Origin of the sequence: Sinorhizobium kostiense, assembly GCF_017874595.1 — a bacterium.
Lineage (GTDB): Bacteria > Pseudomonadota > Alphaproteobacteria > Rhizobiales > Rhizobiaceae > Sinorhizobium > Sinorhizobium kostiense.
Genome location: NZ_JAGILA010000011.1, coordinates 151,986 through 175,934, shown reverse-complemented (window position 1 = coordinate 175,934; position 23,949 = coordinate 151,986). Strand labels below are relative to the sequence as shown.

Genomic DNA, 23,949 nt, shown 5'->3' with positions numbered 1-23,949 from the left:
AACCCCGCGCGCTCCGCTCCGTGAGTATGGTTCAACCGTCAAGAACAAAGGGAACAAAAATGAGGAAACTGATCACAGCCACCCTCCTCGCCACGCTGATGGCCGGCAGCGCACTTGCCGACACCCGGCTGAAGCTCGTCGAGGTCATCACCAGCCCGGAGCGTACCGAAACTCTGAAATCGATCGTCGCCAAGTTCGAAGCGGCAAACCCCGGCACCACAGTGGAGATCATCTCGCTGCCCTGGGGCGAGGCCTTCCAGAAATTCGCGACCATGGTCTCCGCTGGCGAAATCCCGGATGTCATGGAAATGCCGGATACCTGGCTGTCGCTCTACGCCAATAACGGCATGCTCGAAAGCCTCGAGCCCTATCTCGAAAAATGGGAGCACACCGCGGGCCTAACGGAGCGCGCACTCGAACTCGGCCGCGACGTCAACGACACCGCCTATATGCTGCCCTACGGCTTCTATCTCAGGGCGATGTTCTACAACAAGAAACTTCTCGACGAAGCCGGCGTTGCCGAGCCGCCGAAGACGATGGACGATTTCGTCAAGGCCTCCGAGGCAATCTCCAAGCTGCCGGGCAAATACGGCTACTGCCTGCGCGGCGGCCCGGGCGGCCTCAATGGTTGGGTGATGTTCGGCGCCACCATGGCCGGCGACAATAAGTTCTTCAACGAGGACGGTACCTCGACGATGAACAGTGAGGGCTGGGTCAAGGGGCTCACCTGGGTCATCGACCTTTACAAGAACGGCCACGCGCCGAAGGACAGCGTCAACTGGGGCTTCAACGAGATCGTTGCCGGCTTCTACAGCGGCACCTGTGCCTTCCTCGACCAGGACCCCGATGCGCTGATCGCGATCGCCGAACGCATGAAGCCTGAGGATTTCGGCGTCACGACCATGCCTAAGGGGCCGAGCGGCAAGACGTTCCCGACGATCGGCTATGCCGGCTGGTCGATGCTTGCGGCCAGCCAGAATAAGGATCTTTCCTGGAAGCTGATCGAAACGCTCGAAGGTCCGGAAGGCAACATCGAGTGGAACAAGCGCACCGGCGCGCTGCCGGTGCACAAGTCGGCCGAAAACGACCCCTTCTACTCGAGCCCCCAATTCAAGGGCTGGTTCGACGAACTGGCCGACAAGGACGCCATCCCGACCGTCATGCCGACCTATCTCGAAGAATTCGCCTTCTTCAAGGACTCGCTCGCCATCAAGACGAGCCAGGAAGCGCTCCTTGGCGACATCACACCGGAAGAGCTCGCCAATCAATGGGCGGATTACCTGACCAAGGCGCAGCAGAAATATCTGTCGAACAAGAAATGACCGCGAAAAGGGCGGCGCACGGCGCCGCCCTCTGCTGGGGACGCCACGCGCCCAAGGAGCCGCCGGAAGGAACCCTCATCGATGGAATATACCCTGCGCCGGAAAGGCCTGCCCGCAATCCGCCCGCCGCTGATGAAGCGCATCGCGGACGCCTCGGCGCCCTATCTTTATACCGCGCCGGCGCTGATCCTGATCGTGACGGTGATGCTGGTGCCGCTGGTACTTGGCGTGTCCTATGCTTTCCGCGACGTCCAACTCCTCAATCCCTTCTCCGGCGCTTTCATCGGCCTCGGCCACTTCCGCGCGCTCGCCGAGGACGAGGCCTTCTTCCGATCGCTGCGCAATACGCTCTGGTGGACCGGCGCCTCCGTCCTTCTTCAATTCACCTTCGGCCTGATCCTCGCCTTGCTGCTCGACAAGCCATTCCGTGGCCGGGCCCTTGCCCAGGCGCTGGTTTTCCTCCCTTGGGCCGTACCGAGCTTTCTTGCCGGCCTCAACTGGGCCTGGCTTTTCAATCCCGTAGTCGGGCCGGTGCCGCATTGGCTTTACGCGATAGGCATCATGAGCCAGCCGGCGAACATCCTCTCCGACCCTCAGCTTGCCATGTGGGGACCGATCGTCGCGAATATCTGGTGGGGCATTCCCTTCTTCGCCATCACCCTGCTTGCCGCACTGCAGGCCATCCCGCGCGACCTCTACGAGGCGGCGAGCATCGACGGGGCTGGCCCGGTTCAACGCTTCCTGTCGATCACCCTGCCCTTTCTCGCGCCGACCATCGCGATCACCATTCTCCTGCGAACGGTCTGGATCTCGAACTTCGCCGATCTGATCGTCGTCATGACCGGTGGCGGACCGGCGGACCGGACTCAGATAGTCGCGAGCTACATCTTCACCCAGGCCTTCAAGCGGCTCGATTTCGGTTACGCCTCGGCCGTCGCCCTGGTACTCCTCGCCCTCCTCCTCGCCTATTCGCTGCTGATCGTCATCCTGCGGCAGTGGCTCATCAGCAAGGATTGAAACCGATGCGGGCCAAGCCTTTGCTCGTCACCATTGCGCACCGTCTGGCGATCCTCGCTTACATCGCCTTCGCGCTCTTTCCGCTGTTCTGGCTGCTGAAGGTCGCGGTGACGCCCAACGATCTCCTCTATTCCGAAGGCATCCGGCTCTGGCCGTCGCGAGCAAGCCTCGAGCATTTCGATTTCGTGCTGAGGCACAGCGCCTTTCCGGTGTTCTTCCGCAACAGCCTGATCGTTTCCGGCTCGACCGCGGTCGTCGTCACGGTTCTCGCATCGCTCTCCGGCTACGCGCTGTCGCGGTTCCGTTTTCGTGGCAAGTACTGGCTGGTGACCCTGATGCTATTGACCCAGATGTTCCCGCTTGTGATGCTGGTCGCGCCGATCTTCAAGATCCTGTCGCCAATGGGGCTCACGAACAGCCTGACCGGCCTCGTCATCGTCTACTCGGCCTTCAACGTGCCCTTCGCCACCTTCCTGATGCAATCCTTCTTCGACGGGATTCCGAGGGATCTGGAAGAGGCGGCGATGATCGACGGAGCCACCCAGTTCGTGGCCTTCCGGCAGATTATCTTGCCGCTGACGCTGCCCGGGATCGCGGCAACACTCGGATTCGTTTTCACCGCCGCCTGGAGCGAGCTGCTCTTCGCATTGATGCTGATTTCCGGCAACGAGCAGGCGACATTCCCGGTCGGGCTTCTTTCCTTTGTCTCCAAATTCTCGGTCGATTTCGGGCAGATGATGGCAGCCGGCGTGCTGGCGCTGATCCCGGCCTGCCTCTTTTTCCTGCTCATTCAACGCTATCTTGTCCAGGGCCTCACGGCCGGCGCGGTCAAAGGCTGATCACCAATGGCTTCAATCGATATCGCCAATATCCAGAAATCCTACGGCAGCCATCCGGTGCTGCACGACGTCGACCTTGCGATCCGCGACGGAGAATTCGTCGTGCTCGTCGGCCCCTCCGGCTGCGGCAAGTCAACGCTGCTGCGTATGATCGCCGGCCTCGAAAGCGTCACTGCCGGCGAGATCCGCATTGCCGGCAAGCGGGTCAACGAGCTTGCGCCAAAAGATCGCGACATCGCCATGGTGTTCCAGTCCTATGCGCTCTACCCGCATATGTCGGTCGCGCGAAACATGAGCTACAGCCTCCGGCTGAGAAAGACGCCGAAGGGAAAAATCCTGCAGGTGGTGGCCGGCGCCGCCGCCAAGCTCGGGCTCGAACCGCTGCTCGAACGCCGCCCGCGCGCGCTCTCCGGCGGCCAGCGCCAGCGCGTCGCCATGGGCCGCGCCATCGTGCGCCAGCCGAAGGCCTTCCTCTTCGACGAGCCGCTGTCGAACCTCGACGCCCGCTTGCGCGAGCAGATGCGAGCCGAAATCAAGAAACTGCACAAGGATCTCGGCGCCACCTCGATCTATGTGACGCACGACCAGATCGAGGCGATGACCCTCGCCGACCGTATCGTCGCGATGAATGCCGGCGTCGTTCAGCAGGTGGGAAGTCCGCTCGACCTCTATGATCGCCCCGCCAATCTCTTCGTTGCCGGTTTCATCGGCTCACCTGGCATGAACTTCTTCGAAGGCAGGTATCACGCTGGCGAAAGGCCGCGCCTCGAGATTGCGGGCGGCGTCGGCATTCCGCTCGAAACGCCGGCGCCGATCGCTGAAGGCGATTTCACCACGCTCGGCATTCGACCCGAACATGTCGTGCTTGCCGGTCACGGGCCCGAGACACTGCTCGCCAATGTCGACCTGGTCGAGCCGACCGGCTTCGGAATAATCCTGCATCTATCGCTCGGAGGGTCGAGCTTCAAGGCGTTCACCCACGAGCGCTCCTTCCTGACCGCTTCCGGAACGGTCCCGGTCCGCTTCCCCGACCACAGCCTTCATTTCTTCGGCCAGGATGGAAAACGCATCTGAGGGTCCATTCACGGCCTTTCTCCTCACTCGAATGGGGCGATTGACTTCTTCTCGGCAAGGACTAGCTTCTTCTCTGTCGCAAGTATCAACCGCCTCGGCGTCGCATTCCCAAGAGAAGCAAGAGCCGCCAAGCCATGTTTTGACGATACGCTCCCTTGTGCCGCCCGCCCCCGCGAAATGAGGATGTAACATGCGGAATCCTGTCGTTGCCCTGTCCCTTTCGGCACTGCTGCTCTGTCCGGCCGTCACCCTTGCGCAGGAAGGCGATGCCGAGGCCGGCGCAACCGTCTTCAAGAAGTGCACCGCTTGCCACGTCGTCGACAAGGACCAGAACAGGGTGGGACCCTCGTTGCAGAATGTCATCGGCAGGAAGGCAGGCACGCACGCAAAATTCCGTTACTCGCCGGCAATGGTCGAGGCGGGAGAGAAGGGCCTCGTCTGGGATGAGGCGACCTTGCGCGAATACCTCCAGGATCCCAAGGCGATGATCAAGGGAACGAAGATGGTTTTTCCCGGCCTCAAGAAGGAGGAAGACCTCAACAACGTTATCGCCTACCTCAAGCAGCATTCTAAGTAAGACAACCCTCGGGAGAAGGTGCCGCGTGCCTGGAGCGTTTCGCAGTCAGGTGGAAATTCGTGAGCTTGCACAAACGCGGCAAGAACAAACAGATAGAGCGGCAGCGCGAATGCATGTGAGCGCGTCCCGCTCGAACGGGCGATTTGCCACTATTTTCCGTTCGTGCAATAATTGTGATCGGAACGCTGCGGATTAAGCATTCGTCTCACGGCCGATCAAGGCGGGGAGGGACAGGAAATGGCCGTGGTAGTGATTCTGGTTTTGCTGGCCCTCGGGTCGGTCTTGTTCCATGTGCTCAGCCCCTGGTGGTGGACGCCAATCGCCTCCAACTGGAGCTTCATCGACAACACCATCATCATCACCTTCTGGATCACCGGCTTCGCCTTTGTCGCCATCGTGCTTTTCATGGCCTATTGCGTGCTGCGTTTTCGCCATCGGCCCGGCAACACCGCGGACTATGAGCCCGAAAATCGAAGGCTGGAAAGCTGGCTCGCGACGGGCACCACGCTCGGCGTAGCGGCGATGCTGACCCCTGGCCTGTTCGTCTGGAACCAGTTCATCACCGTTCCCGACGGGGCTGCCGAAGTGGAGGTTGTGGGGCAGCAATGGCTGTGGAACTTCCGGCTTCCCGGCGCCGATGGGAAATTGGGCACGACGGATGCGCGCGATGTCAAGCCGGAAAACCCGCTAGGCCTCAACCGAAACGATGCCGCCAGCCTCGACGATCTCATTATCGAGGGCGGCGAGCTGCACCTGCCAATCGGCAAGCCGGTCAAGGTTCTGCTCAGATCCGTCGACGTGCTGCATGACTTCTACGTGCCGGAATTCCGCGCCAAGATGGACATGGTCCCCGGCATGGTCACCTATTTGTGGCTGACCCCGACACGGACCGGCACTTTCGAGATCCTCTGCGCAGAGCTCTGTGGTGTCGGCCACCCGCAAATGCGCGGCACCGTCGTGGTCGACACCGAAGAAGACTATCAGGCCTGGCTGGCCGAGCAGCAGACCTTTTCGCAATTGAGCGCATCATCCGAGACGCGATCGCCGGTTACGGCGATGGCCGCGGCGACGGCGCAACACAAGGCGCCGTGAATTAGCACCTGGGAGGAGACACGATGGTCGACGTCCGGTCTGGTATTGGCGAGGCGCTTCCGCCTCCCGAAGTCGAGGATGTTGAGCTCTACCATCCGCACAGCTGGTGGACGCGCTATGTCTTCAGCCAGGACGCGAAGATCATCGCGATCCAATACGCGACGACGGCGATCGCCATCGGCATGGTGGCGCTGGTGCTCTCCTGGTTGATGCGTCTGCAGCTTGGCTTTCCCGATACGTTCCAACTGGTGGATGCGGAGGCCTATTACCAGTACATCACGATGCATGGGATGATCATGGTGATCTACCTGCTGACGGCGCTCTTCCTGGGAGGCTTCGGTAACTACCTCATCCCGCTGATGGTCGGCGCGCGCGACATGGTGTTCCCTTATGCCAATATGCTGAGCTACTGGATCTACCTGCTCGCCGTGCTGGTGCTCGTTGCAAGCTTCTTCGCGCCTGGTGGGCCGACCGGCGCCGGCTGGACGCTGTACCCGCCTCAGGCCGTTCTCTCCGGCACCCCGGGAGGCCGGGACTGGGGCATCATCCTGATGCTTTCCTCGCTGATCATCTTCATCATCGGCTTCACAATGGGCGGGCTCAACTATGTCGTTACCGTGCTTCAGGGTCGCGCCCGAGGCATGACGTTGATGCGCATGCCGCTCACCGTCTGGGGCATTTTCACAGCAACCGTGATGGCATTGCTCGCCTTCCCCGCCCTCTTCGTCGCTTGCGTGATGATGCTCTTCGACCGGCTGCTCGGCACCAGCTTCTTCATGCCGGCGATCGTCGAAATGGGCGAGCAGCTGCAACATGGAGGCGGCAGCCCCATCCTGTTCCAGCACTTGTTCTGGTTCTTCGGACACCCGGAGGTCTATATCGTCGCGCTGCCGGCCTTCGGCATCGTCTCCGATCTCATCAGTACGCACGCGCGCAAGAACATCTTCGGCTACCGGATGATGGTCTGGGCGATCGTCATCATCGGCGGCCTCTCCTTCATCGTCTGGGCGCACCATATGTATGTGAGCGGGATGAACCCGTATTTCGGTTTCTTCTTCGCCACGACGACGCTGATTATCGCGGTGCCGACGGCAATCAAGGTCTATAACTGGGTGCTGACGCTCTGGCGCGGCGACATCCACCTGACCTTGCCGATGCTTTTCGCGCTCGCCTTCATCGTCACCTTCGTCAATGGCGGTCTCACGGGGCTCTTCCTCGGCAACGTCGTGGTCGACGTGCCGCTCTCCGACACCATGTTCGTCGTCGCGCATTTCCATATGGTGATGGGAGTTGCGCCGATCCTCGTCATATTCGGCGCGATCTACCACTGGTATCCGAAGATCACCGGGCGCATGCTCAACGAAACGCTTGGCCAGATCCATTTCTGGGTCACCTTCGTTGGCGCTTACGCGATCTTCTTCCCGATGCACTATGTCGGCCTTGCTGGCGTTCCGCGGCGCTATCACGAGCTCGGCGAGGCAGCATTCGTGCCTGAATCGATCAACGATCTCAACGCTTTCATCAGCATCATGGCGCTGATCGTCGGTGCCGCTCAGATCCTGTTCCTCTTCAACCTCGTCTGGAGCCTGCGCCATGGCCGCGAGGCGGGCGGCAATCCCTGGCGGGCAACGACGCTCGAATGGCAGACGCCCGAGACACCGCCGCCGCACGGCAATTGGGGCAAGGAGCTGCCGGTCGTCTATCGCTGGGCCTATGATTACAGCGTCCCCGGAGCGCCCGAGGACTTCATTCCGCAGAACCATCCGACCCCCGGCGGCGCGAGCCACGAGGCCGCCCCATGAGCGTGATGATGGTTTTCCTGGCGGCGATCGCCGCCATCATCATCTGGTGGCTTGCCCAGCAGCGTCTGGCATCGAGGCCCTGGCTCGAGGTCGGGCATGCACACGACCACCGGCGCAGTCAGCCGCTGCCGGCGGAGAAGGTCGGGCTCGGCGTCTTCCTCGCCGTCGTCGGCTCGCTGTTCGCCCTCTCGATCAGCGCCTATTTCATGCGCATGGCCTCGTCCGACTGGGGCGCGCTACCGCTGCCTGGATTGCTCTGGGTCAATACCGGGGTCCTCGCGCTCGCGAGCCTCGCCCTGCACCGGACAAGGATCGAGGCCGAGCGGCAGCACGATGATGCCGCCCGAACCGCTCTCCTGATGGCGCTGGCGGCGGGACTTGCCTTTCTCGTGGGACAGCTCTTTGCCTGGCGGACGCTTGTCGGCTCCGGCTATGTCCTGGCCAACAACCCCGCCAACAGCTTCTTTTACATGCTGACCGGCCTGCATGGCCTACATATTATCGGTGGCCTCGCCGCACTCGGTCGAACGATAGCCCGCGTCCGGCTCGGTGCGCTCGATCGCCGGGCGCGCCTCCTTATCGAACTGTGCGCCATCTACTGGCACTTCATGCTGGTGGTGTGGCTGGTCCTCTTTGTCCTCTTATCCGGCTGGGCGAACGAGGTCATCGATTTCTGCCGCCAGTTGCTGACGTAAGGGACCCACTGACATGTCTGCTCCACTGAAGACCCACCCAGCAGAATCGCTGCCTCGCCCCGCCGGTATGGCGGGTCTTGCGGCAGACTGGGCATCGGACCAGCAAACCTTCAAGAAAGTCTCCTGGGGAAAGGCCATGATGTGGATCTTTCTCTTGAGCGATACCTTCGTCTTCGGCTGTTTCCTGCTTGCTTACATGGTGGCGCGGATGTCGACCACCGTTCCCTGGCCGAATCCCAGCGAGGTCTTTGCGCTGGAGATCGCTGGAACACACATGCCGCTGATCCTTATCGCCATCATGACCTTCGTGCTGATTTCCTCGAGCGGCACCATGGCGATGGCCGTCAACTACGGCTACCGTCGCGACCGGAAGATGACCGCGGTACTGATGCTTGTCACCGCCCTCTTCGGCGCCACCTTCGTCGGTATGCAGGCGTTCGAGTGGTCGAAGCTGATTGCCGAGGGCGTGCGGCCCTGGGGCAATCCCTGGGGCGCGGCCCAGTTCGGCTCCTCCTTCTTCATGATCACCGGTTTTCACGGCACCCACGTTACTTTCGGCGTGATCTTCCTGCTGATCATCGCACGCAAGGTCTGGCGCGGAGATTTCGAGACGGAACGGCGCGGCTTCTTCACCAGCCGCAAGGGTCGATATGAAATCGTCGAGATCACGGGCCTTTACTGGCACTTCGTCGATCTGGTCTGGGTCTTCATCTTCGCATTCTTCTACCTGTGGTGAGGAGGGCATCATGGCGCACACGGAGACACATGCGGAACAGCAACAGCATCCGATCAAGCTCTATCTCCTTGTCTGGGGGCTGCTGTTCGTTCTCAGCTTTTTCTCCTATCTGATCGATTACTTCGGGCTGCAGGGCTTTTTGCGCTGGTCGCTGATCCTGATCTTCATGATGCTCAAGGCCGGCCTTATCGTCGCCGTGTTCATGCATATGGCCTGGGAGCGCCTTGCGCTGACCTATGCGATCCTGCTGCCGCCCCTCCTGGTGTTGGTCTTCGTAGCCTTGATGGTCTCGGAATCGAACTACGTCTTGCTCACCCGCCTCGCCTTTTTCGGATCCAGCCCCTGATCCTAGGTTCTGAGCCTGGACACAGATGGCGAAAAACAAGCGAAGCTCACCCCGGGGCCGCCGACTTCGGCAATCGATGGATGGTGTCGTTTCGAAAAGAGATGCTGGACCGCGGCCGTGGGCTGACGCTCCGGATCGTGATCTATGGCTAGATCCAGCCAAGCCTGGCTCGCAACTGAGACATCAGCCTCAGACCGCTGGTGTTCAGGCTTCGGCGAGCTTGTTTTCCTCGCGCGCGGCTTGCCAGACTTCTCGCGCCGCATCGGCGTTCATCGCGGCAATGCCCAGCCCGACGATGAGATCGGGCCAGACCGAGTGCCACAGGAACGCCGTGACCAGCCCGGCGCAGATGATCGCCACATTGGCCACTACGTCGTTGCGCGCGGAAAGAAAGGCTGCACGAGTGAGACTGCCGCTTTCGTGCCGGAACGCCGCGAGCAGAAAGGCGCAAGTGAGATTTGTCGCGAGCGCCCCGGCTCCAGCGAGCGAAAGGGAGAACGGTTCTGGCGGAACCGGGTTGGCGAAGCGGTCGTAGGCCGTCCACAAAGTTGCCAGTCCCGGGACAAGCAAGACGATGGCGAGGGCCATGCCGACACGTGCACGATTTCTCGGCGAAAAGCCAAGCGCGAGGAGGATCAACAGATTGATAGAGGCGTCCTCGAGGAAATCGATGCTGTCGGCGAAGAGCGCGACCGAGCCGATGGCAAGCGCCACGGCAAATTCCACCCCGAAATAGCCAAGGTTGAGCAGCAGCACGAGCGCGACGATCTTGCGCAGTGGAGTATCTAAATAACGGGCGAGCACGCCTAGCCTTCCTCCATGGCGGTTCGACGGGTGGTTACAATTACAGCGTCGACCCAGCCATTGCCAGAAGCGTGATTGCCTCCAGGACGCCATTTACGGGCGAGACGCACGCAAAAGCAGGGTTCTGGAACAACTCCTTCCTCGGTTGCATTATCCCGGCGGCTCGTATTCGTCGCAAGGCGACGCACTTGGCGCGGTTAGTGTCCGTCGGGAGTGTAGATGGCAACTCGTTTGCGTGGGATTTCGACTGAAAGTGCTAGGCACGACCGCCGACCGCAAGGCAGCGTGGGCGCCGCAGGCAAGCGAATTGCTGGGGCGCCGTGACATGGCGGAAACCTCGTCTCCCCCGAGATCCGCAAAGCCCCAGGCCTTGCACTTCATGAGAAAGCTGCGTGCGGGGCTGGTGACCGGCGCGGCCGATGACGATCCGAGCGGCATTGCCACTTACAGCCAGGTCGGCGCACAATTCGGTTTCACTCTCGGCTGGACGATGCTCCTCACCTACCCGCTGATGGTGGCAGTCCAGGGCTTGAGCGCGGGCATAGGCGCCGTCACCGGCCAGGGCATCGCTCAAAACCTGCGCCGGCACTATCCGCTGTGGGTGGCGAGGGCGGCAGTATCGATGCTGTTCGCCGCAAACTTCATCAACATCGGCGCCAATCTCGCGGCGATGGGGGCCGCCCTTTACCTCCTGATAGACGGCCCGCAGGTCTTCTATGCGGTGCTGTTTGCGATCCTCTGCGCCTGTCTCCAAGTGTTCGTGCCATACCGGCCCTATGCCCGCCTGCTCAAGTGGCTGACGCTTTCGCTTTTTGCCTATGTCGCCGTCGTTCTTGCCGTCGGGGTCCCCTGGTCGGCGGCATTGCGGGGCATCTTCGTTCCGCAGTTCGCCTTCGACGGGCGGCATGCCATGGCCCTGCTAGCAATCTTCGGCACCACCATCAGCCCCTACCTGTTCTTCTGGCAGGCCGGACAGGAGATCGAGGAGCTCCGCCGTCGCCAGCAGGCGAGACTGAAGGCCGAGCCGGAGGCAGCCGCACCGGAACTTGCCCGCATCCGCCTCGACACGCTGGTTGGAATGGGCTTCTCCAATCTCGTCGCATTGTTCATCATCATGGCGACGGCCGCGACGCTTCACGAAAAGGGCGTGACGCATATCGAGACGTCGGCGCAAGCAGCAGAGGCTCTCCGCCCAATCGCCGGCGAGTTCGCTTTCGTCCTGTTTTCCGCCGGAATTATCGGCACGGGAATGTTGGCAGTCCCCGTCCTGGCCGGATCGGCCGCCTATGCCGTCGCCGAACTCTTCCAGTGGCCGCAGGGATTGGACCGCCCGCCCCAAAAAGCCAAGGCATTCTACGGGACCATAGCCGCAGCGACGCTCGGCAGCGTCGCTGTGTTCCTCGCGGGTCTCGACCCCTTCCTGATGCTTTACTGGAGTGCGGTCATCAACGGCATGCTCGCCGCCCCACTGATCGCAGTCATTACTGTAATGGCCGTCAACCCGCGCATCATGGGGCGACTGACTGCACCGTGGTGGATGGCCGCCCTCGGTGGCCTTACCGCGATCGTAATGGCGCTTGGAACAGTCGCAATGTTCCTTCTCTGAGACGTGCCGCATGTCGACCCATTGCGGTCAAATAATGCTCGCTCAAGCAGACTCGACTTTTGAGAGCGGCGTGAAGGCGGGTCCCTGCAGCGCTTCACCATCCACCGAAAAGTGGGATCCATGGCAGGGACAATCCCAGCACCGTTCGAAGCGATTCCAGCGCACGATGCACCCCATGTGGGTACAGCTCGCACTGCATAATTTGAGATCGCCATCGTCGGTGCGATAGGCGGCAGTCATCTTGCCGTTGAGCTTGATCAATGCCCCCTCGCCGGGGCGAATTTCCTCCAGCGAGGATACTTCGCCGCCCCGCAGGTGGGCGGCCCAATGCCTCGCCGCGTCCACATTCTCCTTCACGAACTCGACTGCGCCGCGCAGCATGAGGCGATCGGGATCATAGACGTCGGCCCAGGGGGTGGAACCTTCATTGATCAGGTCACGGATCAGCAATGCTCCCGCCACTCCGGTTGTTAGGCCTTCCCCGCTGTCGCCGGTGGTCAGGTAGACTCGCTCGTATCCCGGGCTCTTCCCGATGAACGGCACGTAGTCCGACGGCTCGAACACCTGGCCCGACCACCTGTGGGCTGTCCGGCCAAGCTCCGGAAAGCGTTCGCGCGCCCACGCCTCCAGCCGCGCGAGGCGCTCGTCCATATCGGCCGCCTCGCCGGTCTTGTGATCTTCACCGCCAACGATGAGCACATCCTCGACATCTCCTGGCTGGAGACGGACATAGTGGTAGCTCGGCTCCAAGGTGTCCCAGATGAGCGCGTCGGGAGCCGCCCCCTTGGGAATTGGACCGGCAATTACATAGGTACGATAGGGAGCCTGTTTGGTGTGAATAGGAATACGCAGGTGAAATGGCGAATTGGTCGCCACCACCACCCGAGCGGCCGTGATCGTGCCGCGCCCGGTTTCGGCATGCACCTGGTCGTTCTTCTCTTCCAGACCGACGATCGGGGTCTCAGCAAAGAGGTTGGCGCCCCGGCGATGCAGGCTGCTGACGAGCCCGTCGAGATACTTCAGCGGGTGAAAGCGGCCCTGTCGCGGAAAGCGCAGCGCCGGCCCGGAGCTCCAGAAGCCCGGGCCGGTGTCGACCCATTCCGCATCCGCGAAGCCTGCGGCCCGCGCTGCGTCCAGCTCCTTGCGCAGATATTCGATGTCCTTCTCTTCCGCCGGAACGAAGTAGCCGTCCACACGCGCAAAATCACAGTCGATCGATTCCTGTCCGCAAATTTCCTCGATGCGGTCGACTGCCGCGCGCTGGCTCTCATAATATTGCCGGCAAGCTTCCTCTCCGCGCAACGAACGCAGCTCCTCGAAAAAATCATCGAGCTCGAAAGCCAGATGAGCGCTGGTGCGTGCGGTCATGCCGCCGCCAAACGCTCCCCGGTCCACCACCGCCACCTTATGGCCCGAGCACACCAGCTCGTAGGCACAGGAAAGGCCGGCAATGCCGGCGCCGATCACCAACACGTCGGTTGTGAAATCTCCTGATAGACCCGGACTGTCGTATGTGATCGGATGCTCCATCCAAAGGGAGCGGCTATGTTCGTTCGCAGCATTCATGGCAACCTCGGCGGCTCTGATCTCTCAACGCGATTCCGCCGCCGGGGTTCCTCGGGACGGCCCCTCGGAACATAGCGTCCTTGCAGCGATTGGGGTGCAAGTCTGGAGATGACAGAAAACGGCACAGCTGGAGGAGCTCATGGTGAACCGCTGGAAGGAAACGGCAGGGGCGGCGATGACCAGCGGCACGATCGCGAGCATCGCCAGGACTGTTGCACTGGCGCTGCTCGCCAGATCAGAAAGAAAGAGCATATTCCAGCCGACCAATGCCACCAGCCACTGGCTTCATGGGGCGGGTGCCGGCCGGGTCAGGGTCGCGGATGTGAGACATACGCTGCTCGGCTATTGCACACATCATCTGTCGGCGATTTTCTGGGCCCTGCCGTTCGAAGCATGGCTGGGAGCCGGGCGCTCCAAGGATGCCGCCACGGCACTGCGGAAGGCGGCGCTCACCGCAGCATTGGCGGCTCTGATCGACTACCGCTGGGTGCCGAAGCGGCTGACGCCCGGCTGGGAGACGGTCCTGTCGAAGCGGTCGGTCGGTGCAACCTTCGCCGTGATGGCGATCGGCCTGGCGATGGGCGGGATGATGTCTGAGAAAAGGCAGCGCCCGGGATTCCGTCGCCAGCGGAGATAGAGCAGATCCATGGAGCCTCCGGTCTCGAAAGCTCCGGATTCCTCGCTGATGCGGCGGCGCTCAAGGGCGTTCGCGATGTTGATCGCCCTGGCAGTCGGAATCGTCGTCTGTTACCTGCTGGCCGCCCCGTTCTTGCCTGCGCTCACCTGGGCGCTGGTGCTCGCCACCCTGTTCCATCCGCTTCACCGGCGGATTTCCAAGGATCTTCGCTACAGGGAAGTCGCCGCCGCCGTGGCCGTGGCAATCGCCGTTCTCATTGTCGCCCTGCCGGTGAGCCTGCTCGCGGAGCGACTGGTCAACGAGGCGGCCAAGGGCGCGCAGATCATCGCCGACGCGCTAAGGACAGGCAGCTGGCGCGAAGCTCTCGCCGACTATCCCCGCGTTGCGCAGGCGTTTCTGTGGATCGAGACGCAGCTGGACATTGCCGGCGTCGCAGGCAACGCGGCGACAATGCTCACCAACTTCAGCGCGTCCTTCGTGCGAGGCTCGCTGACGCAAGTCGTCGACGTCATCCTGACCTTCTATTTCCTGTTCTATTTTCTCCGAGACGGACGCGAAGCGCTGATGGCGCTGAAGCATTTCTCCCCCCTTTCGTCGGAAGAGATGGACAAGCTGTTCGCCCGGGTCAAAGACACCGTACACGCCATTGTCTTCGGAACTTTCGCTGTCGCCGCCCTGCAGGGGACATTGGGTGGTCTCATGTTCTGGTTTCTCGGCTTGCCGTCGCCGCTGCTCTGGGGGGTTGCCATGGGGGTGCTCGCCGTGGTGCCGGTGCTTGGCGCCTTCATCGTCTGGATCCCAGGCGCCTTATGGCTCGCCTTGAGCGGCGAGTGGGTAAAGGCACTGATTCTTATTGGCTGGGGCGCCGGCGTGGTCGCGACAGTCGACAACCTGCTTTATCCGATGCTGGTCGGAGAACGCCTGAAGCTGCACACGTTGCTTGCGTTCATGAGCATGATCGGCGGCATCATCGTTTTCGGCCCGTCGGGCCTGGTCATCGGTCCCGTCGTCTTGACGGTCACCTTGCTGCTCTTCGAATTCTGGCGCGACCACGTCAGGGTGATCGGCCGATAGCTGTTCTTAAATTTATTGCGGCGGGAGAGAAATCCTGATCACCGCCTGAAAATGTGGATCGCACCTCCGGCGTCGTCGGATACGAGGACGGAACCGTCCGGCGCTTCCTTGACGTCAACAGGTCGACCGACGCGCCCGATAAAAGTCGTCGCCGATACCGGGCGATTGCCTCGGAATCGTACCCGCACGACCTGATAGCCGACCGGGACCGACCTGTCCCAACTGCCGTGCTGGGCCACCAGCGCGTCGCCGCCGAGGCTGCGGAAGAAATGGATTCCCAGTGCTGCGACATGGGCCTGGAAGTTGAAGACGGGCGGAATCTGCCGAGCGGGCGGCGGCGCGTCCTCGAAGCCTCTGAGCCGGACCTGGCCTCCGAAATAGGGAAATCCGTAAAAGCCGCCCGGCCGAAGCTGGTTCAGCTCGTCCGGTGGGATATCGTCGCCCATCCGGTCGGCGCCGTTGTCGGTGAAGAACATGGTGCGGCCACGCCAGTCGAAGCCCACCGAATTGCGCACGCCCCACGCGACTCGCCGAAGGTCCGAGCCGTTCTGGTTCATGCTGACAATTGTGCCTTGGAGCCCCCGTGGCAAGCAGATGTTGCAGGGCGACCCAAAGGAGACATAGACCCGGTTATCGGGGCCGATGCCGATATAGCGCAGGCTATGGCCGCCCGAATCCGGCAAGTCCCGGCGAATGTCGCGTCTGCCGCTCACAGCGCCCCCGCGTCCGATATCGAACGCGGTTACTCTGTCTCTCGAGGCGACGAACAAACGACCACGCGAACATGCAACACCATTCGGCGCAGAGAATCCGGAAGCAACCCGCCGGGCCCTCCCGCCGGCCAATGGCACGGCATAAACCGAGGAGCCCTTGGTTCCGACGAACAATATGTCGCCGCAAACCGCCATCTCGCGCGCGGCGGGAACGCGGGCGAGCAACTCGGCCCGGGCCGGCCCAACGGAAAAGCCGAAGGCGAGCGTCGCGGCAAGCCCGAGAAATCCGCTTCGGACGGAGAGGAGTCCGGCTCTGGGAGAAAAGTCGCCCATCGGCATCCTCCGAGCACAAGCTGATATGCAGGAGGGAATTGGAGCGGCTTGTCCTCGTTTCAAGCCTGAGTCCGGATCTCACGGCGAAGTGATCTCCCGTTGCATGTCTCCTTGGATCGACTTCGATTCAAGGGCAAAGACATGCAGCGCTTCAAAGTGCTACAGCGAGCTTTGCGCGTCTGATAAGACGCGCGGTGCTGTAGAGGCTAAATGGAAAGGCGACGCCGAGGCCGCGTCGCCCTCACGAAGTTCAGCGGGGGTCTTACTCCTCCGCTGGCCCGTAGAGACCGAGCTCTTCGAAGAGCGCCCGCTGCCGGTCGGCGCTCTCGACCAGAAGGTCGGTATAGCGATCGATGACTCGGCCGCGATGGTCCGGATCGGAAACGGCGGAGAGCGCGCCCACGATCGCCGCCACCTTTTCCGAGGTCTGCCGCAGTTGCTCCAGAAGCTCCGGCTTGCCGGCCACCCGGGCGACCGCGCGCTTCGTCACTTTGCCGATGCCAACGGGCGTGCGGCTGCCAGCCTCGACGTAACCCTCCGGCAGGTCGCCCTTGAGATTGGTGACCGACTTGAAGCGGATGACGTCGAAGATCTGGTCGACCGCCTGCTTCGCACCGGTCACGCGCGAGGGGTGATCGGTATCGGCGGCTGCATGCGGCAGCAGCTCCAGCTTGCCTTTGTGGCGCTCTTCGAGCGGCAGGTAAGGGAGCATCGGCCCGCTGAGCTTGCCGGTCGCAGCGTCCTTGAAGAGGTCGGCGTCGATTGCCGCATGTGCGATGTTGCCGGACGACAGCGCCTCGTCGAGCGCTCTGGCATCGACAACCTCACCGCGGTCGTAGTTAACCAGCATGGCGCCGTCGTTCATGGCGCCGAGCACTTGTCCATCGACGGTTCCGGCGTTGGAATAGATGCCGGTCGCCGCGTCCAGGCGGCCGAGCCCGATATGCACGGAGAGTACGTCGGCGCCGGTTGCCGCTGCAATCGGAGTTGCGGCATATTCGAAGCCTTCCGCCTCGATCCAGCGCCTGTGATGCTCGCGGGCGTAGATCGCCACCTTCATGCCGAAGGCCTTGGCGAGCTTGGCAAGCTCGCGGCCGATATTGCCGTAGCCGAGAATGGCGATCTTGCGGCCCTCGAGCTTGGCGGTCGGGAAATCCTTGAGTTGGCGGCCGGTGTCGAAGTCGCCTTCGGCGACCATCCGGTGCAACCTGCCAACCGGAAGGTCGGGAACGACCCGAAGAATCGCCTTCATCGCCATTTGGGCGGTCGCCCGGCTATTGATGCCCGGGGTATTCATGAGGGGCGCGGTGCCGCCCTCGCCATTGCCGCCGCCCCAGGATGCCGAGCCCATGTTGCCGGTGCCCGCGCCGATGCGTACACCGCCGAGCGGGAATACGGAAGCCTTCGGAATGAAAGTCGCCGCCGCGATCAGAGCGTCATATTGGCCCTCGTTGGTCTGCGGCAGGATCTCAGCTTCGGTGCTGAGATTTGGCTGGTAGAAGAAGTGGATGCGGCCCTTCTCGAGCGTCGACCGGTCACCGAGCGGCCCGAGATGGAAGACGCCGCCCTTTTCCTCGACATAGGCTTTGACTTCGCTGTGATCCGGCTGGCCGTCGGCGCTGAAGCGTAGGCCAACGAGATCGGCGATCAGCACGGTATAGGCACGCTCGGGATCGTCCTTGCGAATGGCGCCCTCGGCCTTAACCGGAGCATCGAAATTGACCCCCTGCTTGGCGAGTTCCTCTTCGAGGACGACGATCTTGGCGCGCAGATAGGCGTATTGCAGGTTCTCCAGCAGCGCCACGACGTCTTCCGGCTCGCGAATGCCACCGACCCAGGCGCGGTAGTCGCCGGGCGTGCCGGGGAAGGCATTGACGTAGCGGGCCGCGTCGAGGCCGGGCTCGTGCTCGCCGTTCGGATGGGTGATGCCCTCATAGCCGAGCAATTGCTTCGAACGGGCGATGATGCGGGCGTGGATGTCGGGATCAGTGATGCCGTCGTCTTCGACCTTCAGGAGCGTCACCGCCGCACCGCGCCGTTCGGCATCCCTTACGGTTAGCGACAGCAGCGGATGCGACTTGACCCACTCGTCGATTACCTTGCGATTGGCGGCGGACCGGCGGTTGAGCTCGGTGACGGAGCCGACGCGAGCCTCCGACTGCAGGAGGCCGAAGGTTGTCTCGGCGAAGGCGAGCGCGCTGTAGGTGTTGATGACGCCGCCCAGCATTCGGTCTTCCGCGGCATCATAGAACGGCCCGGCGTCGACGGAGCGCTTGGCCGAAAACGGCTGCCTGGGATCGACCGGCGGCGCGATCTTCAGCTGCCGCGGGATCGCCCACGCAGGATCTTGCTGGTTCTTCTCGATCAGAGCCAGTGCGTGCGGCGTGAACGAAGCGACGAAATAGCCCGACACCCCGCCGATCGCCTTCTGGAACGGCATGAACAGGCAGCACTTCGCCATCACGGCGGCCACCAGTTCGGGCTCCCACGGCATGGCGCCGAGCATCGAGGTGGCATCGAACACCGCATGGCGATTTGCCGGATCACCATCTATCCAGCTCAACAGTTCGCGAATTTCGTCGCTTGTATAGGCATTGGCCCCGGTCGTCTCGTGGCCGACACCGACGAAGATCGAAACGCCGAGTTGCGAGAGCTCTGCGGCCGTCGGGATCACGCCTTCCGAGGTGGCGAATTGGATGCGGCTCTCGCAGCCCTTTTCGGCAAAGCGCTGCAGTTCGATGAGCTGCGTGGCCCAGGACTGGCGGAAGAAGCCGGCGGCTCTGGACGGATCGCTCTCCGGCCGCGGCGTGTCGACGTAAACCTGCTGGGACACGTCATTGGCGTTCATCAGGTGCTGGACGCAGACTGTGAAGCCGCTGTGGCCACCACCGAGCCCTACTGCCATGCGGTTCGTCTTCGGAAAGCCGAAATAGCGATGGATCGCCCGCATCATATCGGTAAGGATCTTGTCGGCCGGATAGCCGCGATGCATGCTGCGGGAGATTTCGGCGGTGGTGAAGCCGCCGATGTCATTGCCCTTGTCGTCGAACTTGCGATAGGTCTTCTCGATCCAGGCGTCGAAGGCCATGCGCCGCAGACGGCTGTCCACTTCGTCAGTGGTTGCATCAGTGATAGGGCCGACGCCGAAGAATGGGTTGGACGGCAGCCGCGGCGCGCCATTCTTCGTCAGTTCGATTGCCCTCAGTCGCTGTTCCTGCATATGCGCGATATTCATCAGTGTCTGCCCATTTGTTCGAGGCCGGAAAAGGTGCGCTGATACTGGAGCGAACACGTCAGAAAAAAGACCTCATATGCGGCGAACAGCGCGCCGAATGCGTCATGCTGCGCCCAATATCAGAAATGCGGCTGCGAGCCCGCATGTGCTCCTGACGCGCGCCAATTGCGCTTCGTTGTGCCTGATCAGACGGATTTTCCGGTCGCCGGCAGAGATGCGCGGTAGCTTTGCGGTGTGCTGGCGAACCGTCTGCGGAACATCCGGCTGAGATGGGATGAATCACAGAAGCCGCTTTCCGCTGCGATCATTGCTATCGACTTGTCTGTGTTCTCGAGCATGTGGCGCGCAAGCATGAGCCGCATTTCGATGAAAGCGCTCAAGGGCGAGATCGCGAGTGCATCCCTGAAGTGCCGTTCCAGGCACCGCTTGCCGACCTCCAGATGTCTTGCAATGTCTGCGACCGACAGCGGCGTATCCAGACTTTGCTGCATCAGCAGGAGCGCTTTCCTGACAATTGGATCCTTGGTCGCGAAATCGAGTGTCAAGCCCGGCTGCGGTGTTGCGCCATCCTCCGCCCCGCTGATCATCATGATATTCAAACTCTTCGTCGATTGAGCCTTGCCGATGTGCCTGTCGACCAGGAATGCCGCAAGGTGAGCCGTGCTCGTGCCGCCCGAGCAGGTCAGTCGGTCGCGGTCGACAACGAAGATCTGGTCGGATACCGGCTTGAAGCCGCCGAACCGGGAGAGGAAATCCTGGTGGTGGAACCAGCTCACACACCCGCGGTAGCCCTTCATCAAACCGGCACGATGGAGGATGAACGTGCCGGTACAAAGGCCTACGAGTGGGACTCCAGTCTCGGCGGCCTGACGCAGGAAAGCTTCCATCCTCTCGTCGCGCCGATCCATCTCGTCGATGAGACCGCCGACCACGACGACATAGTCGAAGCGTTTCGGGTTGCCGAACACCTCCTGAGGCTGCACGGAAACGCCGCAGCTCGCGGTAATCGGCCTCAAATCAGGGGCAATAACCGTCCATCGGCATTGAATTGGTCGGCTACGATCGCCTTCATCGGCGGCGAGGCGCAACACGTCCACGAAGTTGGCGAAGGCGCAGAGCGTAAATCGATGCACCAGGACAAATCCCACCGTCAGGCGCGCATTCTGTTGGCGCCGCATGCTGCCTGGGGAAAGCTTGGGTGCTGCCATCCGCATCGTGTCTCATTTCTACTGACGATATGACGCAATCATCCTTTTCAGATTTCTAATACAGATCAATACTCCGCAAAAGGGTTGGCGGTCGGTTGCCATGCGACGCTGTATGTCGCCGGGCTGTCCGTCCAGGGGAGGTTTCGCATGAAAGTGGTAAGCGCTGAACAGCGTCTGTTCGCATTCTACCTTGTGCCGGATTTCACCATGCTGGCGTTCTCGTCCGCGGTCGAGGCCCTGCGGTTGGCAAACGCGGTCCTCGGTTACGAGGCCTACTCCTGGCGCGTCGTCTCTTCCGATGGTCAGAAGATCCGCGCGAGCTGCGGCCTCACGCTCGAAGCCGACAATTCGGTCCTCATCGAGCGCCAGCATCTCAACACTCGGCTGCGCCCGGCCGTGTCCGTCATATGCGGAGGAAAACACATCGAGCGCTGTGCCGATCGTGCGGCCGATGCATGGCTTCGAGAGTGTCGTAACCGAGGGGTCGCCGTGGCGGGCCTCTGCACCGGCGCCCATATCCTTGCGCGAGCTGGGCTGCTCGACGACAGAAAATGCGCGATCCATTGGGAGAACCAACCCGCCTTTATCGAGCGCTTTTCCGGGGCAAACGTCAGCACTGGAATCTACGAAGTCGACGCAAACATCTATACCTGCGCCGGCGGGTCCGCTTCCTTCGACATGATGCTCCATATGATTGGGCGCGATTTCGGCGAGGGCGTCGTCAGCGGCATATGCGAAATCGCTCTCGTCGACCGCGTGCGTGATCCCGGGGAAAGGCAGCGTCTTCCGTTCGCCAAACGCGTTGGCGTTCAGGATCCAACCGTGATGAAGCTCGTCGAAAAAATGGAGAAGAGCCTGACCGACCCGATGCAGGTGGAAGAGCTCACCGCTTCAATCGGCCTCTCGCGGCGCCAGATCGAGCGGCTCTTCCGGAACGAACTGCGCTGCTCCCCTGCACGCTACTATCTCAAGCTTCGTCTCGAGCGTGCCCGACTGCTGCTGGTCCAGACGACATTACCTGTCGTGGAGGTTGCAATTGCCTGTGGCTTCGTATCGGCTTCGCACTTCTCCAAGTGCTACCGCGAGACGTTCGGGTGTTCGCCGCAGGAAATGCGGGGCCGGAGCATGAAAACGCCAGCGTCGCGCCCGGCGGCTTGTGCGTCGGCTGCATGACACCTTTAGCGTCGTCTCTCCTTCAGGACGCACAAAGTACGCTGTTAAGTCTTTACATCTGCGCACGGTTATCTGCGGCCGGCGGAAGTCCTCGACCGCACGGGTAGTCCAAACCTACCCACCCTGCCGAAACGCTACCCGCTCGGACGCACCGATGCCGCCCGTCCGGCACTCTTTTCTGCCAAGGCGAGTGTTGCGCGAAGACTGCCTGAAAGGCAGCGTGGCAGCGGCAATGGTCGCCCGCGAGGGCGACAACCATCCGGCGGAAACACCGGATGACAGCCACTCAAAATCAACCAACCAGAAAGGGGAAACCGATGCAACAAACGAGATCAAGTCACGTTGATCCGGCCGTGTTTCTGCCAGCCATGATTTTCATACTGGGATTCGTCGGCTGGGGAACCCTATCTCCGCAGAGTCTCGCAGCTACCGCCAAGGTGGTGCTCGATACGATCATCGCCGATTTTGGCTGGGGCTTCGTTGTATCCTCGGTCGGATTCCTGGCTTTCGCCCTGTTCCTGGCGGCAAGCCGCTTCGGAAAGATCCGCCTTGGGCAGGACGACGAGCGCCCCGAGTTTCGCACGGCCTCGTGGATCTGCATGATGTTCAGCGTTGGCATGGGAATAGGCCTCATGTTCTGGGGCGTCGCCGAACCGACTTATCACTTTGCGAGCCCGCCTCATGGTGAAGCCGAGCCGAGAACTCTGGAAGCGGCCCTTATCGCCATGAAATACTCCTACTTCCACTGGGCGCTGCATCCTTGGGCGATCTACGCCGTGGTAGGTCTGACGATCGCCTATTTTACGTTTCGAAAGGGAAAATCGAACCTGATCTCCGCCGCCTTCACCCCGCTGCTGGGCGAAGCGGCCAGCGGACCGATCGGCAAGGCGATCGACATCCTGGCGATCATCGCCACCCTGTTCGGCACCGCCACCTCGCTTGGTCTCGGAGCTCAGCAGATAAACAGCGGCATGAACTTCCTCTGGTCTACGGGCGAGTCCAATTCGATCGCGCTTGCGATCATTGGAGTCATGACCATCTTTTTCATTCTCTCGGCGGTTTCGGGCGTGGGCAAGGGGATCCAGTTCCTCTCGAACATGAACATGGTCATCGCCCTTCTCCTGTTGCTGTTCCTCGTCTGCATCGGGCCCACTATCTTCATCTTCAACACGTTCACGGAGTCGCTTGGATTCTACCTCAGCGACATCGTAACCATGTCGTTCCGCACCGCCGCCTTCAGTGACGGCAAATGGCTCGGCAGCTGGACCATCTTCTATTGGGCCTGGTGGGTCTCATGGGCACCCTTCGTAGGCGTATTCATCGCGCGCATCTCGCGTGGCCGAACAATCCGGGAGTTCATCATCGGCGTCCTTCTTATTCCGAGTGGCGTCACCTTTGTCTGGTTCACGATCATGGGCGGCACCGCGCTCCATTCGGAACTGTATGGTCCCGGTGGAATCGTCGACGCGGTCAACAACCAAGGCGCCGCCGTCTCGCTCTTCGCCCTGCTTGCTCAATATCCATTCGCCTGGATGACCTCCTTGACCGCCATGTTCCTGGTCGCGATCTTCTTCATCTCGGGGGCCGACGCAGGCGCGGTCGTCATGGGAATGCTATCCTCGCGAGGCACGCTCGAACCACGCCCCGGCGTCGTTGTCCTTTGGGGTGTGCTGGCGGGAGCCTCGGCCTCGGTGCTGCTCGTCATGGGCGGATTGCAGGGGCTTCAGACAGCTTCGATCATCGCGGCCGCCCCTTTCCTGCTGGTCATGGTTGGCCTTTGCCTCTCCTTCTGGCACTCGCTTCTCGATGAGCTCCAAGAAGGAAGCTCGCAAAGGGCGGTGCTTGGATCAGCCGTCACGGACGCCGAAGCAATCGCAATCGCTCCTGAAGCGGCTTCGTGACGTAAGGGACGGCACCCTTCGCTGCTGCTTGTTTTCTCCTAAGCAGCAACTTGCAGGGACCGAAAGTGCCAAAGCGGCCGTGCGTTTGAATGACGCGCGGCCTTTTCGCATTCAACGATGCGCTCGAACTGGCGGCAGCCGATACTGCAGCGTGCCGCAGTGTCCCGCTCGCCCCGGCATGCCCCGCGGATTGAGCGGG

Annotated in this window: 20 protein-coding genes; 15 read left to right on the top strand and 5 right to left on the bottom strand. The window is 61.7% G+C overall.

Annotated elements, in window-relative coordinates; genetic code table 11:
* Positions 1 to 59: 59 nt before the first annotated feature.
* From J2Z31_RS28010 to J2Z31_RS27965, 10 genes are all read left to right on the top strand, one after another.
* Positions 60 to 1,322, top strand: a complete 1,263-nt coding sequence (locus J2Z31_RS28010) for an ABC transporter substrate-binding protein (protein ID WP_209606868.1) — start codon at positions 60 to 62, stop codon at positions 1,320 to 1,322.
* A gap of 81 nt (positions 1,323 to 1,403) precedes the next feature.
* The gene (locus J2Z31_RS28005) at positions 1,404 to 2,339 is read left to right on the top strand and encodes a carbohydrate ABC transporter permease (RefSeq protein WP_209606866.1); all 936 of its coding nucleotides are present in this window, start codon (positions 1,404 to 1,406) and stop codon (positions 2,337 to 2,339) included.
* Between the two features lie 5 nt (positions 2,340 to 2,344).
* Complete coding sequence (locus J2Z31_RS28000) at positions 2,345 to 3,178, top strand: carbohydrate ABC transporter permease (RefSeq protein ID WP_209606864.1); 834 nt, start codon at positions 2,345 to 2,347, stop codon at positions 3,176 to 3,178.
* Positions 3,179 to 3,184: 6 nt separating this feature from the next.
* Positions 3,185 to 4,252, top strand: a complete 1,068-nt coding sequence (locus J2Z31_RS27995; RefSeq protein ID WP_209606862.1) for an ABC transporter ATP-binding protein — start codon at positions 3,185 to 3,187, stop codon at positions 4,250 to 4,252.
* Positions 4,253 to 4,442: 190 nt separating this feature from the next.
* The gene (locus tag J2Z31_RS27990) at positions 4,443 to 4,829 is read left to right on the top strand and encodes a c-type cytochrome (protein WP_209606860.1); all 387 of its coding nucleotides are present in this window, start codon (positions 4,443 to 4,445) and stop codon (positions 4,827 to 4,829) included.
* 237 nt (positions 4,830 to 5,066) lie between these two features.
* A complete protein-coding gene (locus J2Z31_RS27985; protein ID WP_209606858.1) occupies positions 5,067 to 5,921 on the top strand; it encodes a cytochrome c oxidase subunit II in 855 nt (284 codons plus the stop codon).
* 23 nt (positions 5,922 to 5,944) lie between these two features.
* Positions 5,945 to 7,723, top strand: a complete 1,779-nt coding sequence (gene ctaD / locus J2Z31_RS27980; protein WP_209606856.1) for a cytochrome c oxidase subunit I — start codon at positions 5,945 to 5,947, stop codon at positions 7,721 to 7,723.
* On the top strand, positions 7,720 to 8,418 hold the full coding sequence (locus tag J2Z31_RS27975) for a cytochrome c oxidase subunit 3 (RefSeq protein ID WP_209606854.1): 699 nt from the start codon (positions 7,720 to 7,722) through the stop codon (positions 8,416 to 8,418). The genes ctaD and J2Z31_RS27975 overlap by 4 nt, the downstream gene beginning before the upstream one ends.
* Positions 8,419 to 8,431: 13 nt before the next feature.
* Positions 8,432 to 9,154 (top strand): heme-copper oxidase subunit III family protein, encoded by a 723-nt coding sequence (locus tag J2Z31_RS27970; protein ID WP_209606852.1) that lies wholly within the window; start codon positions 8,432 to 8,434, stop codon positions 9,152 to 9,154.
* A gap of 10 nt (positions 9,155 to 9,164) precedes the next feature.
* Positions 9,165 to 9,500, top strand: a complete 336-nt coding sequence (locus tag J2Z31_RS27965; protein WP_209606851.1) for a cytochrome C oxidase subunit IV family protein — start codon at positions 9,165 to 9,167, stop codon at positions 9,498 to 9,500.
* A gap of 204 nt (positions 9,501 to 9,704) precedes the next feature.
* Here the strand turns inward: J2Z31_RS27965 and J2Z31_RS27960 are convergent, their stop codons facing one another.
* Positions 9,705 to 10,304 (bottom strand): cation diffusion facilitator family transporter, encoded by a 600-nt coding sequence (locus J2Z31_RS27960; RefSeq protein WP_328243670.1) that lies wholly within the window; start codon positions 10,302 to 10,304, stop codon positions 9,705 to 9,707.
* A gap of 379 nt (positions 10,305 to 10,683) precedes the next feature.
* On the opposite strand from J2Z31_RS27960, the gene J2Z31_RS27955 reads away from it, so the two are divergent.
* The gene (locus tag J2Z31_RS27955; RefSeq protein ID WP_234939723.1) at positions 10,684 to 11,910 is read left to right on the top strand and encodes an NRAMP family divalent metal transporter; all 1,227 of its coding nucleotides are present in this window, start codon (positions 10,684 to 10,686) and stop codon (positions 11,908 to 11,910) included.
* Positions 11,911 to 11,952: 42 nt separating this feature from the next.
* On the opposite strand, the gene J2Z31_RS27950 is transcribed toward J2Z31_RS27955, so the two are convergent.
* Positions 11,953 to 13,476 (bottom strand): FAD-dependent oxidoreductase, encoded by a 1,524-nt coding sequence (locus J2Z31_RS27950; RefSeq protein WP_209606845.1) that lies wholly within the window; start codon positions 13,474 to 13,476, stop codon positions 11,953 to 11,955.
* A 139-nt stretch (positions 13,477 to 13,615) separates the two neighbouring features.
* Between J2Z31_RS27950 and J2Z31_RS27945 the strand changes: the two genes are divergently transcribed.
* Both J2Z31_RS27945 and J2Z31_RS27940 read left to right on the top strand, forming a co-directional pair.
* Positions 13,616 to 14,113 (top strand): hypothetical protein, encoded by a 498-nt coding sequence (locus tag J2Z31_RS27945; RefSeq protein WP_234939722.1) that lies wholly within the window; start codon positions 13,616 to 13,618, stop codon positions 14,111 to 14,113.
* A gap of 9 nt (positions 14,114 to 14,122) precedes the next feature.
* Positions 14,123 to 15,187: an AI-2E family transporter gene (locus J2Z31_RS27940; protein WP_209606843.1), complete on the top strand. Its 1,065-nt coding sequence runs from the start codon at positions 14,123 to 14,125 to the stop codon at positions 15,185 to 15,187.
* Between the two features lie 38 nt (positions 15,188 to 15,225).
* On the opposite strand, the gene J2Z31_RS27935 is transcribed toward J2Z31_RS27940, so the two are convergent.
* The 3 genes from J2Z31_RS27935 to J2Z31_RS27925 form a co-directional block, all read right to left on the bottom strand.
* The gene (locus tag J2Z31_RS27935) at positions 15,226 to 16,233 is read right to left on the bottom strand and encodes a PQQ-dependent sugar dehydrogenase (protein WP_209606841.1); all 1,008 of its coding nucleotides are present in this window, start codon (positions 16,231 to 16,233) and stop codon (positions 15,226 to 15,228) included.
* Positions 16,234 to 16,495: 262 nt separating this feature from the next.
* Positions 16,496 to 19,471: an NAD(P)-dependent oxidoreductase gene (locus J2Z31_RS27930; RefSeq protein WP_209606916.1), complete on the bottom strand. Its 2,976-nt coding sequence runs from the start codon at positions 19,469 to 19,471 to the stop codon at positions 16,496 to 16,498.
* A gap of 182 nt (positions 19,472 to 19,653) precedes the next feature.
* Positions 19,654 to 20,676, bottom strand: a complete 1,023-nt coding sequence (locus J2Z31_RS27925; RefSeq protein WP_209606839.1) for a GlxA family transcriptional regulator — start codon at positions 20,674 to 20,676, stop codon at positions 19,654 to 19,656.
* A gap of 147 nt (positions 20,677 to 20,823) precedes the next feature.
* On the opposite strand from J2Z31_RS27925, the gene J2Z31_RS27920 reads away from it, so the two are divergent.
* Positions 20,824 to 21,849: a GlxA family transcriptional regulator gene (locus J2Z31_RS27920; protein ID WP_209606837.1), complete on the top strand. Its 1,026-nt coding sequence runs from the start codon at positions 20,824 to 20,826 to the stop codon at positions 21,847 to 21,849.
* 317 nt (positions 21,850 to 22,166) lie between these two features.
* Positions 22,167 to 23,750 carry a BCCT family transporter gene (locus tag J2Z31_RS27915; RefSeq protein WP_209606835.1) on the top strand — a complete coding sequence of 528 codons (1,584 nt, stop codon included), beginning with the start codon at positions 22,167 to 22,169 and terminating at the stop codon, positions 23,748 to 23,750.
* The last annotated feature ends 199 nt before the right edge of the window (positions 23,751 to 23,949 follow it).

Bases quoted from the DNA above. Each gene is read 5' to 3' on its own strand.
- ctaD (WP_209606856.1), top strand. From the start codon at position 5,945: ATGGTCGACGTCCGGTCTGGTATTGGCGAGGCGCTTCCGCCTCCCGAA.
- J2Z31_RS27955 (WP_234939723.1), top strand. From the start codon at position 10,684: ATGAGAAAGCTGCGTGCGGGGCTGGTGACCGGCGCGGCCGATGACGAT.
- J2Z31_RS27965 (WP_209606851.1), top strand. From the start codon at position 9,165: ATGGCGCACACGGAGACACATGCGGAACAGCAACAGCATCCGATCAAG.
- J2Z31_RS27920 (WP_209606837.1), top strand. From the start codon at position 20,824: ATGAAAGTGGTAAGCGCTGAACAGCGTCTGTTCGCATTCTACCTTGTG.
- J2Z31_RS27940 (WP_209606843.1), top strand. From the start codon at position 14,123: ATGGAGCCTCCGGTCTCGAAAGCTCCGGATTCCTCGCTGATGCGGCGG.
- J2Z31_RS28010 (WP_209606868.1), top strand. From the start codon at position 60: ATGAGGAAACTGATCACAGCCACCCTCCTCGCCACGCTGATGGCCGGC.
- J2Z31_RS27990 (WP_209606860.1), top strand. From the start codon at position 4,443: ATGCGGAATCCTGTCGTTGCCCTGTCCCTTTCGGCACTGCTGCTCTGT.
- J2Z31_RS27945 (WP_234939722.1), top strand. From the start codon at position 13,616: ATGGTGAACCGCTGGAAGGAAACGGCAGGGGCGGCGATGACCAGCGGC.
- J2Z31_RS27975 (WP_209606854.1), top strand. From the start codon at position 7,720: ATGAGCGTGATGATGGTTTTCCTGGCGGCGATCGCCGCCATCATCATC.
- J2Z31_RS27935 (WP_209606841.1), bottom strand. From the start codon at position 16,233: ATGGGCGACTTTTCTCCCAGAGCCGGACTCCTCTCCGTCCGAAGCGGA.
- J2Z31_RS28005 (WP_209606866.1), top strand. From the start codon at position 1,404: ATGGAATATACCCTGCGCCGGAAAGGCCTGCCCGCAATCCGCCCGCCG.
- J2Z31_RS27950 (WP_209606845.1), bottom strand. From the start codon at position 13,476: ATGAATGCTGCGAACGAACATAGCCGCTCCCTTTGGATGGAGCATCCG.
- J2Z31_RS27995 (WP_209606862.1), top strand. From the start codon at position 3,185: ATGGCTTCAATCGATATCGCCAATATCCAGAAATCCTACGGCAGCCAT.
- J2Z31_RS27915 (WP_209606835.1), top strand. From the start codon at position 22,167: ATGCAACAAACGAGATCAAGTCACGTTGATCCGGCCGTGTTTCTGCCA.
- J2Z31_RS27985 (WP_209606858.1), top strand. From the start codon at position 5,067: ATGGCCGTGGTAGTGATTCTGGTTTTGCTGGCCCTCGGGTCGGTCTTG.
- J2Z31_RS27925 (WP_209606839.1), bottom strand. From the start codon at position 20,676: ATGGCAGCACCCAAGCTTTCCCCAGGCAGCATGCGGCGCCAACAGAAT.
- J2Z31_RS28000 (WP_209606864.1), top strand. From the start codon at position 2,345: ATGCGGGCCAAGCCTTTGCTCGTCACCATTGCGCACCGTCTGGCGATC.
- J2Z31_RS27970 (WP_209606852.1), top strand. From the start codon at position 8,432: ATGTCTGCTCCACTGAAGACCCACCCAGCAGAATCGCTGCCTCGCCCC.